This window comes from Janthinobacterium sp. GL_088 (assembly GCF_057837845.1).
On record NZ_CM174453.1, the window covers coordinates 93,781 to 108,601 of the forward strand.

The 14,821-nt window shown below is 61.3% G+C and carries 13 protein-coding genes and 1 pseudogene; 3 read left to right on the forward strand and 11 right to left on the reverse strand.

What is annotated here, in order from left to right; translation table 11 throughout:
* Positions 1-7 precede the first annotated feature (7 nt).
* The 9 genes and pseudogenes from AC3IQ7_RS00395 to AC3IQ7_RS00435 form a co-directional block, all read right to left on the reverse strand.
* The gene (locus AC3IQ7_RS00395; protein WP_099379232.1) at positions 8-730 is read right to left on the reverse strand and encodes a hypothetical protein; all 723 of its coding nucleotides are present in this window, start codon (positions 728-730) and stop codon (positions 8-10) included.
* 49 nt (positions 731-779) lie between these two features.
* Positions 780-1,472: a hypothetical protein gene (locus AC3IQ7_RS00400; RefSeq protein WP_489210570.1), complete on the reverse strand. Its 693-nt coding sequence runs from the start codon at positions 1,470-1,472 to the stop codon at positions 780-782.
* Positions 1,473-1,646: 174 nt separating this feature from the next.
* Positions 1,647-1,736, reverse strand: a pseudogene (locus AC3IQ7_RS00405) (zinc-ribbon domain-containing protein); the annotation flags it as partial.
* 283 nt (positions 1,737-2,019) lie between these two features.
* A complete protein-coding gene (locus AC3IQ7_RS00410; protein WP_233516245.1) occupies positions 2,020-4,281 on the reverse strand; it encodes a YgiQ family radical SAM protein in 2,262 nt (753 codons plus the stop codon).
* Between the two features lie 226 nt (positions 4,282-4,507).
* Positions 4,508-4,786: a DUF4404 family protein gene (locus AC3IQ7_RS00415; RefSeq protein ID WP_099379230.1), complete on the reverse strand. Its 279-nt coding sequence runs from the start codon at positions 4,784-4,786 to the stop codon at positions 4,508-4,510.
* Positions 4,787-4,797: 11 nt separating this feature from the next.
* Positions 4,798-5,010: a VF530 family protein gene (locus AC3IQ7_RS00420; RefSeq protein WP_034780902.1), complete on the reverse strand. Its 213-nt coding sequence runs from the start codon at positions 5,008-5,010 to the stop codon at positions 4,798-4,800.
* Between the two features lie 109 nt (positions 5,011-5,119).
* A complete protein-coding gene (locus AC3IQ7_RS00425) occupies positions 5,120-7,273 on the reverse strand; it encodes a M3 family metallopeptidase (RefSeq protein ID WP_099379229.1) in 2,154 nt (717 codons plus the stop codon).
* Between the two features lie 226 nt (positions 7,274-7,499).
* A complete protein-coding gene (locus AC3IQ7_RS00430) occupies positions 7,500-9,635 on the reverse strand; it encodes a M3 family metallopeptidase (RefSeq protein ID WP_489208062.1) in 2,136 nt (711 codons plus the stop codon).
* 154 nt (positions 9,636-9,789) lie between these two features.
* The gene (locus tag AC3IQ7_RS00435; protein ID WP_489210561.1) at positions 9,790-10,008 is read right to left on the reverse strand and encodes a SlyX family protein; all 219 of its coding nucleotides are present in this window, start codon (positions 10,006-10,008) and stop codon (positions 9,790-9,792) included.
* Between the two features lie 161 nt (positions 10,009-10,169).
* Here AC3IQ7_RS00435 and AC3IQ7_RS00440 point away from each other — a divergent pair, with 161 nt between their 5' ends.
* Both AC3IQ7_RS00440 and AC3IQ7_RS00445 read left to right on the forward strand, forming a co-directional pair.
* On the forward strand, positions 10,170-10,556 hold the full coding sequence (locus AC3IQ7_RS00440) for a type II toxin-antitoxin system RelE/ParE family toxin (RefSeq protein WP_489208063.1): 387 nt from the start codon (positions 10,170-10,172) through the stop codon (positions 10,554-10,556).
* A complete protein-coding gene (locus tag AC3IQ7_RS00445) occupies positions 10,553-10,909 on the forward strand; it encodes an addiction module antidote protein (RefSeq protein WP_141171090.1) in 357 nt (118 codons plus the stop codon). Before AC3IQ7_RS00440 ends, AC3IQ7_RS00445 begins: the two co-directional genes overlap by 4 nt.
* Positions 10,910-10,916: 7 nt before the next feature.
* Here AC3IQ7_RS00445 and AC3IQ7_RS00450 read toward each other — a convergent pair whose 3' ends face one another.
* A complete protein-coding gene (locus tag AC3IQ7_RS00450; RefSeq protein WP_489208064.1) occupies positions 10,917-12,977 on the reverse strand; it encodes a UvrD-helicase domain-containing protein in 2,061 nt (686 codons plus the stop codon).
* A gap of 209 nt (positions 12,978-13,186) precedes the next feature.
* Here AC3IQ7_RS00450 and AC3IQ7_RS00455 point away from each other — a divergent pair, with 209 nt between their 5' ends.
* Complete coding sequence (locus AC3IQ7_RS00455) at positions 13,187-13,672, forward strand: SRPBCC family protein (RefSeq protein WP_099379226.1); 486 nt, start codon at positions 13,187-13,189, stop codon at positions 13,670-13,672.
* Between the two features lies 1 nt (position 13,673).
* Here the strand turns inward: AC3IQ7_RS00455 and AC3IQ7_RS00460 are convergent, their stop codons facing one another.
* The gene (locus AC3IQ7_RS00460) at positions 13,674-14,795 is read right to left on the reverse strand and encodes an HD-GYP domain-containing protein (RefSeq protein WP_233516234.1); all 1,122 of its coding nucleotides are present in this window, start codon (positions 14,793-14,795) and stop codon (positions 13,674-13,676) included.
* Positions 14,796-14,821 lie beyond the last annotated feature (26 nt).

The window sequence follows — 14,821 nt, forward strand, 5'->3', positions numbered from 1 at the left end:
ATCAGTGTCAGTAGGCGCGCGCCAGTTGCAGCTCGCTCGCGGGCGCCTGGCGCTGGACGATCTGCAGCTTGACGTCCTGGCCACCGACGCGCTTGCTATTCAGGTACAGGGCCGTGCGCACCGGGTAAATGCCCTGCGGTACGCCTTCTGGCATAGGAATCGAGAAGCCGCCCTTGTAGGCGCCGCTGCCGTTATTGCTGCTGACCACCTTGCGCACGGTCTTGATCAGGTCGCCATTTGGCTTGTACAGGCTCAATTCCTCTTCCACCAGCGGGTTCGGATCGCGCGTGCCGGCCGCCACTTCGATGTACGAATTGGTCTGCGCCTTCTGGCCCGGACGCACGGAGGACGGCGTAAAGCCCGTTTCGTATTTCACCAGGGTCGACTGCTCGGGCAGCTTGCCCTTGTTGGCCACCTTGTAGTCCGTCTGCACCTGCTGCGCCGTCTTGACTTGCTGGCTTTGATAATTCAGGGCCACGCAGGCGAGCGCGCCCAGGCTGGCGCCCAGGGCCGCGCCGCGCACGGTGTTGTTGCCACCGCCCAGCAAGCCGCCCACGACGGCGCCGATGCCGGCCAGCATGGCCGTATTGCATTCGCCGCTCGCCGCTTCCGTGCCTGCGGTGGGGGTGCCGGTAGCGCCAGGGCCGCCCGGTGCGGCGCAGCCGGCCAGCATCGAGGATACGACCAGCATCGCCACCAGGGGCTTGGCCATTTGTTTCAAGTTTTTCATGTCATTCTCCAGGAGGGTCGAAATATGAATGGAAGGCAAGCAGCGCCGCTTACTCGATCTGGATCTGCGACAGCGCCTTGTCCTGCGCTTCTTTCGCCTTGCGCTTGATGTCCTGCGCATGGCGGTTGCCAGTGTCCATACGCAACACGGCATTCGCGTTGGCAATGGCACAGTCGTATTTGCGCTGGCTCATGCAGTGGCTCGCTTCCGACAGGCTGTCCGTGATCACGCTTTCCAGGCCGGTCGTCTGTTTGACAGGCGCCGGTGGCGGGGTCACCTTGACGGGCTTGGCCGGTTTTTCCACGACAGGGGCCGGGGCCGGTGCTGGAGCCGGCTCGGGTGCCGGAGCAGGAGCTACTGCTGGCTCAGGCTCAGGCTCGGCTGCAGGTGTTGCGGCAAGGTCGCCCGCCGTGCCGCCATCGAGCGCAGCGTCATCGATGGCCAGCGGCTGCTCGGCGGCAGCCGTCGCGTCCTCGGCAGCAACCGTCGGTGCGGGGACTGGCGCGGGCGCGGAAGGCTTGCCTGACAGGTAATAGTATCCCCCTGCGGCAGCCACGACCACGACCACCGCGACGGCTGCGGCGATCAGTTTCATGCGGTTGCCACCCGTTTGGCTGTCAGCCGGCGTGTCGGGCACGCTGGTGGGTACGGCAGCAGGTTCTGGCGCCGGTGCAGGGACTGGGACTGGGTCGGCACGGCGCTTTTCCAGCACGGGCGGCGGCGGCGCAATAGGCTCAGCCACGGGCAGGGGTTCAATGACGGGTTCAATGACGGGTTCAATCACAGGCTCGATGATGGGTTCTGGCAGCGGCGGCGGCACCGCTGCGGCAACGGGCGCCACGGCAAAGCTGAACGCGCACTTGGGACAGAACTTGGCATCTGGCTTGCAATCATGGCCGCACTGGCCACAGGATTTGCCTGGCAGCGGGGCGGCGAACGTGGTGCCACAGGAAGAGCAGAATTTTGCGCCCGGCTTATTCTCGGCCTGGCAGGAAAGGCAGTTCAATTGGCATCTCTTTTCATCTAAACGCTGGGAGTCGCGTACGCTGGCGCTTGCCAGAATGGCAGCATTGTTGCCGTACGGCTAAATATTCAACGAGTATATTTTCAAACACCAAGTTGCCACAAGGGAAAATTGCCTTTTGCTCTATTCAATTTTTAAATATTGGTAAAAATCCTGCTGTTCCCTCATCTTTTGCGCTCCATCCTGGTGCGCAGATGGCAAAAAACCCGGCAACGCTGTATGCGTTGCCGGGTTTTCAGTCGATGCAGGGGACAGTGCCGCTGGCTTACTTGCGTCCGCCCCGTGCCGGTGCGGCATGAGCGCCCTTGGCTGGCGGCTTGCTGCCACGGCCCATCGGCACGGCGGCCGGCTTGGCCTTCGTTTTGATGGTCGACAGGATCGATGGACGCACTTTCGATTCGACGGCGGTCGCCTTCGGCGCGGCGGCCGTGCCGCCCAGGGCGATGCGGTTCTTGCCCGGCGTGACCTTGAACTTGTCCGGCGTGCCGGCGCCATGTGTCTGGCGGCTGCGCTCGCCTGCGGCCAGACCGCCCGACTCGGACGAGGTCCAGGCCGGAATCAAATGCTTGTCGCCATTGCCGATCAAGTCGCCACGGCCCATGTTGACCAGCGCTTCGCGCAGGATCGGCCAGTTGGCCGGGTCCTGGTAGCGCAGGAACGCTTTATGGGTGCGGCGGATCTTGCCGCTGCGGGCCGTTTCCACCACTTCCGAGTCTGCCGTAACCTTGCGCAAAGGATTCTTGCGCGTGTGATACATGGTCGTCGCCATCGCCATCGGCGTGGGCATGAAGGTTTGCACCTGGTCCAATTTGAAATTGTTTTTCTTCAACCACAGGGCCAGGTTCAGCATGTCCACGTCCGTCGTGCCCGGATGGGCGGCGATAAAGTAGGGGATCAAATACTGCTTCTTGCCTGCTTCCAGCGAGAAACGGTCGAACATTTCCTTGAATTCATCATACGCGCCGATGCCGGGCTTCATCATCTTCGACAAAGTGCCCTCTTCCGTGTGCTCAGGAGCGATCTTCAGCAAACCACCGACGTGATGCGTCACCAGTTCCTTGACGTACTCGGGCGAACGCACGGCCAGGTCGTAGCGCAAGCCCGAGCTGATCAGCACTTTCTTGATGCCGGGAATGGCGCGCGCCTTGCGGTACAACGAGATGAGCTTGCTGTGATCCGTACCCAGGTTCACGCAGATCGACGGGTACACGCAGGACAGGCGGCGGCACGACACTTCGATCTCTTTTTCCTTGCAGGCGAGGCGGTACATATTCGCCGTCGGGCCGCCCATATCGGAAATGGTGCCCGTAAAGCCTTTGGTTTTATCGCGGATATGCTCGATTTCGCGCAGGATCGACGGTTCCGAACGGCTTTGGATGATGCGCCCTTCATGCTCCGTGATCGAGCAGAAGGTGCAGCCGCCGAAGCAGCCGCGCATGATGTTGACGGAGAAGCGGATCATTTCCCAGGCGGGGATGTGCGCCTTGCCATAGCTCGGGTGCGGCGCCCGCGCGTAATTCATGTCGTACACGCCATCCATCTCGTCCATGGCCAGCGGCAGCGGCGGCGGATTGAGCCACACATCGCGTTCGCCGTGCGCCTGCACCATGGCGCGCGCATTGCCGGGATTCGATTCCAGGTGGAACACGCGCGACGCGTGCGCATACATGACGGGGTCATCCTTGACGACATCATACGCAGGCAAGCGCACGACCGTCTTGTCGTGCTTTTCCTTGGCCATGGCCAGGCGCTCTTCGCGACTCATGATGCGGATCGGCTTGATGACTTCGGCCGATTTCGACGCATTTTCCGTGGCGCAGGCGGTCTTGTCTTCCTGCACCATCTCGTACGGGCTGTAATGCGGGTCGACCTTGCCGGGCACGTCGACGCGGGTGGAATTGTGCACGCCCCAGTCGTCGCCTGGCAGCCAGCCGGCCGGCACCATGAAGGCCGTGCCGCGCAAGTCGCGGATATCCTTGATGTGTTCGCCGGCAGCCAGACGGTGCGTCAGGTCGACCAGCGCCCGTTCGGCATTGCCGAAAATCAACAAATCAGCCTTGGAATCGGGCAAGACGGAACGGCGGACCTTGTCCGACCAGTAATCGTAATGGGCGATGCGGCGCAGGGACGCTTCGATACTACCGATCACCACCGGCACGTCGGGATACGCTTCGCGCGCGCGCTGCGCGTACACGGTGACGGCGCGGTCCGGGCGCTTATTCGGTTCCGCATTCGCCGTGTAGGCATCGTCGGAGCGTATCTTGCGGTCGGCCGTGTACTGGTTGACCATGGAATCCATGTTGCCGGCGGTAATGCCGTAGTACAGGCGCGGCTTGCCGAGAATGCGGAACGCTTCGGCCGACAGCCAGTCCGGCTGGCTGATGATGCCGACGCGGTAACCCTGCGCTTCGAGCAGGCGGCCAACCAGGGCCATGCCGAAACTCGGATGGTCGATATAGGCGTCGCCCGTGACGAGGATGACGTCGCACTGGTCCCAGCCCAGCGCGTCCATCTCGGCACGCGACATCGGCAGGAAAGGCGCCACGGCAGCGCGGGCAGACCGTTTGGGAACGGTCGCAAATAAATTGGTAGGGGAGCTCATAGGGTACGGATTGTACCGGAATTGGCCATTTCCAACCTGACGGCCTGCTTTTTACTGTTGGATTTCAGTACAAAAAACGTTTATTTTTCAATCACTTGGGGAAATGTGGCCCTTCCCCGCAGGAACGGGCCCGACATTTTTCAAGCCTTGCTTAAATGCCCATATTGGCTAAAATTTCACCCAATTCGCGTAAGGCCGGCTCCAGTTTCGGATGCTTGACAGCAAATTTGGCCGACAATTCCTGGCTGCGCTCGGCCAGGCCATAGGTGGTCGACTCTTCTTCCTGTTCCTGCGCGGCGCGCTTTTCCATCAGCAACTTGATGTCGACATCGAGTTTTTGCAGCAAACCATGCAGTTCTTCATCGACGGGGCCGCTGGTTGCTAGTGTCGATTGCAGTTGTTGCAGCGATTCCTTGAGTTTGCTATCCATGTTTTTTCCTGTCAGTCAGTAAATTGCGTGTCCAGGTACAGCTGTTCCACCTTGCTCCTGGCCCACGGGGTCTTGCGCAAAAACTTCAGGCTCGACTTGATGCTGGGATCGCTGATGAAGCAATTGATATCGATGTGCTTGGCCAAGCCGTCCCAACCATAGTGGGCCTGCAGGCGCGTCACGATACCTTCCAGGGTAATGCCATTCAAATCTTGCTGACTCATATACTCTTTCGACTGCCTTCTTGTTTACATCTTACTCAATTCTACGCCGCCGGCACAGAAAGCTTGCGTGCGCCATGTCAACGCAACGCAAGCTTCTGCTGAGGACGTCTTACTTGGCGTTCAAGCCGCGGCGTTCCAGCAATGGTTCCACGGTGGCATCGCGGCCGCGGAAGTCGCGGAACAGCTGCAGCGCATCGACGCTGCCGCCGCGCGACAGCAATTTGCTGCGGAACCAGTCGCCATTCTTGCGCGTCAGGCCGCCGTTTTCCTTGAACCAGTTGACCGATTCCGCGTCCAGCTTTTCCGACCACAGGTAGGCGTAATACGCCGCCGAGTAGCCGCCCGAGAAGCTGTGCGAAAAGTAACTGGTGCGGTAGCGTGGCGGCACGGGCGCGTAGTCGACGCCCGCGTCTTTCAACGATGCCGCTTCAAAGGCCAGCACGTCGGTCGGGATCTGGCTCGGCGCCAGCTGGTGCCAGCGCTGGTCCAGCAAGGCCGCCGACAGGTATTCCGTCGTCATGAAACCCTGGTTGAATTTCTTCGCCGCCGTGACCTTGTCGAGCAATTCCTGCGGCATGGCCGCGCCGCTCTGGTAGTGCTTGGCATAGTTTTGCAGCACTTCCGGCCAGACGGCCCACATTTCATTGACTTGGGATGGATACTCGACGAAGTCGCTCGGCACGCTGGTGCCGGCAAAACGCGGATATTTCACGTTCGAAAACATGCCGTGCAGCGCATGGCCGAATTCGTGGAACATGGTCGTCACTTCATCGAACGTCAGCAAGGTCGGCTGGCCGGCGGACGGCTTCGGAATGTTCAATTGGTTGGCCACCACCGGATGCGTGCCCATCAGCATTGACTGCGACACGTATTCATTCATCCACGCGCCGCCATGCTTGTTGCCGCGCGCATAGAAGTCGGCGATGAACAGGGCCAGCGGCTTGCCGTTGGCATCGAGCACGTCATACACGCGCACGTCCGGGTTGTACACCGGTAGATCAGTACGTTGCTTGAAGCTGATGCCATACAGTTTATTGGCGGCAAAGAAAACGCCATTGTTCAGCACGCTGTTGAGTTCCAGGTACGGTTTCAGCTCGTTTTCATCGAAATTGAAACGTTGCTTGCGCAGCTTGTCCGTGTAGATGGCCCAGTCGGCCGCCGCTACCTGGAAACCGCCCTTCTCGGCATCGACCACTTGCTGCAGGTCGGCTGCTTCGCGGCGCGCGTTGGCGACGGCCGGTTTCGCCAGTTCCGACAGCAGGGTGTTGACGGCCGTCGTGGTCTTGGCCGTCTGGTCTTCCAGCGAGTACGCGGCGTAGTTGGCGTAACCGAGCAGGGTGGCCCGTTCGGCGCGCAGTTTGGCCAGCTTCAGCACGATGGCGCGGTTGTCGAACTCGCCTCCCTGGCTACCCCGGTTCAGCGACGCATCCATCAGGCGCTGACGCGTCTTGCGATCCGTCAATACCGCCAGTGGCGGCTGGCCGCTGGTGTTGACCAGGGCAATGACGAACTTGCCCGTCAAGCCCCGTTCCTTGGCGGCCGTGGCGGCCGTATCGATATCGCTGTCCGTCATGCCGGCCAGTGCAGCACGCGTGTCGACGACGATGCTCTTGGCATTCGTTTCCTTCAGCACGTTTTGCGCGAAGGCCGTTTCCAGGCCCGCCTGTTCGGCGTTGTAGGCTTTCAGTTTTTCCTTGTCCGCATCGGACAGCTTGGCGCCGGCGCGCACGAAGTCCGTGTGATAACGCTCGAGCAAGCGCAGGGATTCGGCATCGAGGCCCAGCTTGTCGCGCTTGGCGTACAGCGTGTCGATGCGGGTAAACAGTTTCGGATTCAGGGTGATCGCATCCGCATGCGCGGCCAGCTTCGGCGACACGTCCACTTCCACCGCTTCCAGCACGGCGTTGGTATTGGTCGACGTCATGTTGCTGAAGATGCTTTGCACGCGGTGCAGCAGCTGCCCCGTGCGCTCGAGGGCCACGATGGTGTTTTCAAACGTGGGCGCCTGGCGGTTGCTGGCAATCGCGTTGACTTCGGCCAACTGGCGTTTCATGCCTTCGGCAAACGCCGGCGCATAGTGTTCATCCTTGATCAGGCCGAACTGCGGCATCTGGAATGGCAGCGGGCTCACTTTGAGCAGGGGGTTCTGGGCGCTGACGGCAGCGGCAGGCGCGGATTTTGCAGTGGCGGCAGCCATGGCGGATGGGGCGGCGTGGGCCAGCATGACGCTGGCGGCGATGACGAGCAGTTGTGGACGGATCATGACATCTTTCAGGAAGCGCGGGAAGAACCGCGATCGCGTCGCGGGCCAGTGGCAGATCATAGCAGTCTGTCACACAGGCGTCATCCAACATGGGCGATCCTGTGGTGCATGACGCCAACTGCGCGGTTTACCACGGTTTTCAAGCGAAATCGCCAAATAAAAATGGCCGCCCATTGCCGGGCGGCCATTGATGTTCAGCACCAGCGAGGCCAGTGCTGGGAAGAAATTACTTGCCGTTCAAGCCACGGCGTTCCAGCAACGGCTCGATCTTCGCATCGCGGCCACGGAAGTTGCGGTAAATGTCGAGCGCATCGGCGCTGCCACCGCGCGACAGCAGTTTAGTCCGGAACCAGTCGCCGTTCTTGCGCGTCAGGCCGCCGTTTTCCTTGAACCACTCGACCGTGTCTGCGTCGAGCTTTTCCGACCACAAATACGCGTAGTAGCCGGCCGAATAACCGCCCGCGAACGCGTGCGAGAAGTACGTGGTGCGGTAGCGCGGCGGCGCCGGGGCGAAATCGACGCCCGCATCCGTCAAGGCGGCTTTTTCAAACGCCAGCACGTCGGTCGGGATCTGTGCCGGGGTCAGCTGGTGCCAGCGCTGGTCCAGCAGGGCCGATGCCAGGTACTCCGTGGTTTTATAGCCCTGGTTGAAATTGTCGGCCGCCGTCACTTTCGCCAGCAGTTCGGCCGGGATAGCCGCGCCCGTCTGATAGTGCTTGGCATAGTTTTGCAGCACTTCCGGCCACAGCGCCCACATTTCATTGACTTGCGACGGGTATTCGACGAAGTCGCGCGGCACGCTGGTGCCGGCAAAGCGTGGATATTTCACGTTCGAAAACATGCCGTGCAGCGCATGGCCGAATTCGTGGAACATGGTGTTGACTTCATCAAACGTCATCAGGGTCGGCTGGCCCGCTTCCGGCTTTGGAATGTTGAGGTTATTCGCAATCACCGGCTTGCGGTTCAGCAAGCTCGACTGGCCCACGTAGGCATTCGCCCAGGCGCCGCCGCGCTTGTTGCTGCGCGCGTAAGGGTCAAGCGTAAAGATGGCCAGTTGCGTGCCGTCTTCATTGAAAACGTCGTAGACCAGCATGTCGGACGTGTAGACGGGCAAGTCGGTGCGCTGCTTGAAGGTCAAGCCATACAATTTGCCAGCAGCAAAGAACACGCCACGGGTCAATACGCTGTGCATTTCAAAGTACGGCTTCAATTGCGTTTCGTCAAAGTTATAGCGTTCGGCGCGCACCTTGTCGCTATAGAAGGCCCAGTCGGCAGCGCCCACCTTGAAGCCGCCTTTGCCTGCATCGATGACCTTCTGGATATCGTCCGCTTCACGGCGCGCGTTGACGACGGCCGGCTTCGCCAGTTCGCCCAGCAAAGCGTTCACGGCGGTCGTGTCGTGCGCCGTCTGGTCTTCCAGCGAATACGCCGCGTAGTTCGGGTAGCCCATCAGCGCGGCACGTTCGGCGCGCAGTTTCGCCAGTTCCAGCACTTCCTGGGTATTGTCGAACTCGCCGCCACGGCTGCCGCGCGCTTGCGAGGCGGCCATGATGCGTTCGCGCACGGCGCGGTTGGTCAGCAGCGACAGCGGTGCCTGGCCCGTCGTGTTGACGAGGGCGATCACGTATTTGCCATCGAGGCCGCGCTTCTTGGCCAGGCCGGCGGCCACTTCGATGGCAGCCGACGACAGGCCGTCGAGTTCTTCGCGCGTATCGACAACGACGGCCGAAGCGTTCAATTCCTTCAGTACATTTTGCGCAAACTTGGTCGACAAGGCGGCCAGCTGGCCATTGTAGGCGCGCAGCTTTTCCTTGTCCGCCGCCGACAGCTTGGCGCCGGCGCGCACGAAGTCCGTGTGGTAACGCTCGAGCAGGCGCTTCGATTCCGCATCGAGGCCCAGCTTGGCGCGCTTGGCGTACAGGCTGTCGATGCGCTTGAAGAGTTTGTCGTTGAGCATGATCGCGTCGCTGTGGGCCGCCATCTTCGGCGCCAGTTCACGCTCCAGGCCCTGGATCGTCTCATTCGTGTTCGAGCCGGACATCACGGAAAACACGGTGCGCACGCGGCTCAGCAGCTGGCCCGAGCGTTCCATGGCGACGATGGTATTGTCGAAGGTCGCTGGCTGCTTGTTATTCGCAATCGCGTTGATTTCCGCCAGGTTGGCGGCCATGCCTGCCGTAAAGGCGGGCGCGTAGTCCGCGTCCTGCACCTTGTCGAACGGCGGATAGTGGAAGGGCAGGCTGCTGGCCTGCGCAAACGGGTTCGAAGCAGGCAGCGCTGCAGCCGCGGTGGCGGCAAAAACGGCGGCGGCTGGCGCCAGCATCAGGCTGGCGGCGATGACGAGCATTGTTGGACGGGTCATGTCTACTTTCAAGGAACGCAAGAGAGCCGCGATTGTGTCGCGGGCCAGCCTGAAATAATAACAGCCTGACACACTTGCGTCACCAGCAACTACCGATGGTAGCGCGCCAGCCAGTAATGAACGGTTTTCATGCGCCCCGCGTCACGATGCCGATTCAATAATGCGGCGGACGTTCGTTGACCAGCCCGCCATTCGTCTGCTGCGCCCCGTCGCGTACGTGTTCGCCCAGCTTGTGCAGCATCGCTTCGAGCTGGTCGATGCGCTTGCCCTGCTGGTACACCATCTGGTTCAGCGACTCGACCAGGTCTTCCTGCTGCGCCAGCTTGATTTCGATATCGACGAAACGTACTTCCATCTGTTCTGCATTGTCCATGGTGCTCACGGTGACTCCTGACTGAAAGCGGCATTCTACCGCCGTCACGGCGTGAGCCAGCACAAACCTCGTCCATTCCCCATCGGCCAGGCGGCGATTTCTGCCTATTCTTCCCTTATGGCTGAATCAAACCGCTTGACGAATGAGAACAAACGATTACAATGGACGTATCCACTTTGCCTGACCTGATCGACACGCGCAAGACGGCTGAATACCGCCGCTGGGAAGACTCGCTGCACGACGTGGCGGCCGCCGCCATCGATGCGCGCATCAAGCATTTGCAGCACGGTAAAAAGGGCGACTGGCGGCCGGTGGGTGAAGGTGTGTGCGAGCTGCGTTTTTTACAGACGGGACCGGGCTGGCGCGTGTATTTTCACGAAACGAATCTGGGCACCCTGATCTTGCTGCTGTTGGGTGGAAACAAATCGAGCCAGCAACGCGATATCAAGCACGCGCAAGCAATTCTGAAAACATTGAAGGCCCAACAAGCGGCCATCCGGAAGCAAAAAGCAGCGGCCAGCCCATCGACAGGAGCACGAAAGAAATGAACCAAGACATTCATCACGACACCTTCGACCTCGATGACCTGGAAGCATTAGGCCTGAGCAAATTTGATCCAACGCAACATCTGACCAGCAAGGCCGCCGTAGCCGCCTACATGAGCGAAATCGTTGCCACCGGCAACGCCGAACTGTTCCAGTCCGCCATGAACGACGTGGTGCGCGCCTACGGCATGGGCAAGGTGGCGGCCCGGGCCGACATCACGCGTGAAGGCGCCTATAAAGCCTTGCGCGAAGGCAGCAAACCGCGCTTCGAAACCATTTTAAAGATGCTCGATGCGCTGGGCATGCAGCTGGCCATCGTGCCGAAAACCACGCCCGACGGCGCCGTGGAAGCGTGAACGCCGCTTAAGCCTTCGGCGCGGCCAGCAAGGCTTTCATGCGCGCCAGACGTTCTTTCGGCGAAATCACTTCCGCCTCCGTCGGCACGGCGTCGCCCACGTCGAGTTCCATTTCCTTGATGAAGCGCGACGGGTCGCAATGGACTTGCTCGCCGGCCCGCTTGCGCTTCTTGCACCAGGTGATGTGCAAGGTGCGCTGGGCCCGCGTGATGCCCACGTACATCAGCCGGCGCTCTTCCTGGATGCGCGCAGCGATGGTTTCGGCCGACGCGTCGGGGTCGCCCTTGTGCGGCAAAATCCCCTCTTCCACGCCGACCAGAAATACGTGCGGAAACTCCAGGCCTTTCGACGCGTGCAGGGTCGACATGCGCACGGCATCCTGCTCTTCGTCCTTGCCCTCGAGCATGGTCATCAGGGCCACCATCTGCGTCAATTCCAGCACGTTCTTTTCTTCGCCGTCGCGGTCCTTGCCGCCCCGGCCCCGTTCCTTGAGCCAGTTGACGAATTCCAGCACGTTCTGCCACTTGCTTTGCGCTTGGCGTTCCTCGAAAGCATCGTACAGATACGATTCGTAGTGGATTTCCTTCATCATGTCATCGAGCACTTCGGCCGCGTTGTCGCCGCTGCCGGCCGCACCGGGACGGCTGGCGCGCGATTCGAGGTCGTTGATGAAGTTACAGAAATCGCGCAGCGGGCCCAGCTGGCGGTCCGTCAGCTTGGCCTCGATGCCGCCTTTAAAAACGGCCTGGAACAGCGAACACTGCCACTGCCCCGAGAACGCGCCCAGCACTTCCAGGGTCGACTGGCCCACGCCACGGCGCGGCGTCGTCACGGCGCGGATGAAGGCCGGGTCGTCGTCTTCATTCGCCAGCAGGCGCAGGTAGCTGATGATGTCCTTGATCTCGGCCTTGTCGAAGAAACTCTGGCCGCCCGAAATCGTGTACGGGATGCGCTCCTTGCGCAAGCACTGCTCGATGATGCGCGCCTGGTGGTTGCCCCGGTAGAGAATCGCGTAATCGGAAAATTTATTCTTGCGCTCGAAATGGTCGGCCGAAATCATGATGGCGACCTGCTCCGCCTCCTGCTCGTCCGTCTGCATGCCCAGCACCTTGATCGGCTCGCCCAGGCCGTGTTCCGACCACAGCGACTTTTCAAACAATTTAGGATTGTTGCCGATGACGGCATTGGCCGCGTTCAGCACGCGCATGGTGGAGCGGTAATTCTGCTCCAGTTTGATCACGCGCAAATCGGGGAAATCCGTTTCCAGCGTTTTCAGGTTTTCCACGGTGGCGCCGCGCCACGCATAGATTGCCTGGTCGTCGTCGCCCACGGCCGTAAACATCGGCTTCTTGCCGATGCCCGTCACCATCAATTTCACCAGTTCGTACTGGCACGTATTCGTATCCTGGTATTCATCGACGAGCAGGTAGCGCAAACGGCGCTGCCACTTGTCGCGCACGGGGCCGTTGTTGCGGAACAGTTCCACCGGCAGGCGTATTAAATCGTCGAAATCGACGGCCTGGTAGGCGGACAGGGTGGCCACATAGCTGCGGTAGATGCGCGCCGCATTCGCCTCGTCCTCATCCTTCGCTTGCGCCAGGGCCATGTCCGGGTCGATCAGGCCATTTTTCCACAGGGACATGGCATTCTGGATACCGCGAATGACCTGTTTATCGGTGGTAATGGCGAGGTCTTGCACGAGGGAAAAACAGTCGTCGCTGTCCATGATGGAAAAGCGGTCTTTCAAGCCCACGCCATTGGCTTCCTGGCGCAGGATCTTCACGCCCAGCGAGTGGAAGGTCGACACCGTCAGCTGCTTGGCCTGGCGCGGCTGTTTCAACAGCTTGGCGATGCGTTCCTGCATTTCCAGCGCCGCCTTGTTGGTGAAGGTCAGCGCGGCGATGGTGCGCGGGTCATAGCCCCGATCTTCGATCAGATGAGCGATCTTTTGCGTGATCACGCGCGTCTTGCCCGAGCCGGCGCCCGCCAGCACCAGGCAAGGGCCGTCGAGGTAGGTAACCGCTTCGCTTTGGGGCGCATTCAGACCGAACTGTGGTGCTTTGGACATCAGGGTATTTCCGCAGGGAACAGCAGCCCATTGTAACAGCGTCGCGCCCGCCTTTTGCACGATGGGACATGCCCGAAAAACAGGCAATGGCATTGATATATCACCATATGCCGCCATCTTGGCCGATTCAATGCGTGCGGCGATGCCACGCCTGGAGTACCATTCCGCCTATATCGCCCGTGCGCGCCCACTTACCGAATGGCAGTCCCATGAAATTTGAACACCTGATTGAAATCAACGATCCCTTGAACCCGCTGATCGACACCTTGAGCCTGGAACAGGTCTGGCGCGGCCTCGTCTTGCGCGCCGAGTCGCCCAAGCTGTTCGTGCCGCACCTTGATGAATGCCAGATCAGCGAGCGCAGCGATGCCGGTTTCGCGCGCAGCCTGCGCTATGGCGAGCTGGTCATCAACGACAGGGTGGTGCTGATACCGCAACTGCAGGTGCGCTACGAAGTGCCGGCGCAAAAGGACATCAGCGCCTCGTCATTGATCATGACCATCGAGATGCCCGACGAAGCGAGCCTGTGGGTGCGCTTCCAATACGACGACGGCCACGACGCGGCCACCGATGCGGCCAACGCCCTGTACGACGACTTCCGCCGTTCCGCCTACAAGGAATCCGACATCGACACCGTGCGCATCATGCGCGAACTGGCAGCCGAAGGACGGCTGGATGCGGGTCTGCTGAACTAAATCAAACTCTGGCGCTGCGGCCCCACAGCTGATCAGGGCGAAACTGCAGTCCCGCCTGCTCCGCACTGAGCACTTCGCGGATGGCGTGCAAGTCCACGCGCGTGTCGCGCCGCAGCGGCACCTCGAGGCGCGCGCCACGCGGGCCGATCAGCGACTGCACATGCGGCGTGGTGGCATTCAAGCCCTTGCGCGTGACGACGCCGATTTCCCCATTCAACAGTTTGACGAAGGTGCCGACCGGGTAGATGCCCAGCTCGCGCACCAGCAGCGACGCCAGCGGCGCATCGAGGGTGGCCTTGTCGGCCATCAGCATTTCGCGCAGGGCCACGTTGGGCAGCAAGGGCTGGCGGTAGCTGCGCTTCGAGACGCGCGCGCAATAGCGGTCGGCCAGCATGATCAGGCGCGCACCGATGCCGATCGCCTCGCCTTGCGTGCCCAGCGGATAACCGCTGCCATCGATATTTTCATGGTGCTGCAGCACGGCCTGCAGCCAGACGGCGTCCGTCACGCCCGCCGCGCGCAGCAGGTCGACACCGGCTTGCGGATGGGCGCGCAAATAGGCCCGTTCCTGGGCGTCCAGCGGACCCGCCTTGTGCTGGAAATCCGCATGGCGTTCCAGCATGCCCACATTCATGCTCAGCGCGGCCAGCACCACGCTGCGCACGACGGCGTCGTCGAGTTTCAGGGCGCGCGCCAGCAAGGCCGTGATGACGGCCGTGTCGACGCTGTGGCGCACGGCAAAGTCGCCCGCGCCCTGGTTGTGCAGGATGCAGGCCAGTGCCACGTCGGCGTCCAGTGCAACGGCCTCTTCCACCAGCTGCGCCAGCGCCGGCAGGGACAGGTGGCTGTCCGCCTGCCCGGCGGCAATGGCCGGCAAGACGAGGCCCAGGCCTGCGGTGACGAGGTTCAGCATGCGCAGGGCCGATGGCGCCTCCGTGGCCGTGCGCGGCACGTCCGCACTGGCATCGGCGATGACGCCGCGCGCCAGCAGCAATGCGATCTGGTTCTCGCTACTGATGACATGGCCCAGCCTGGCCAGCAAGCCGCCCGTTTCGCCATGCACGTCCCAGGGCAGAGCCACGCCGAGGGCGAGTTCTCCCGCATAAATGCGCCGAATTTTCACATCGTCTCCGTCATCGCTAGCCGCTA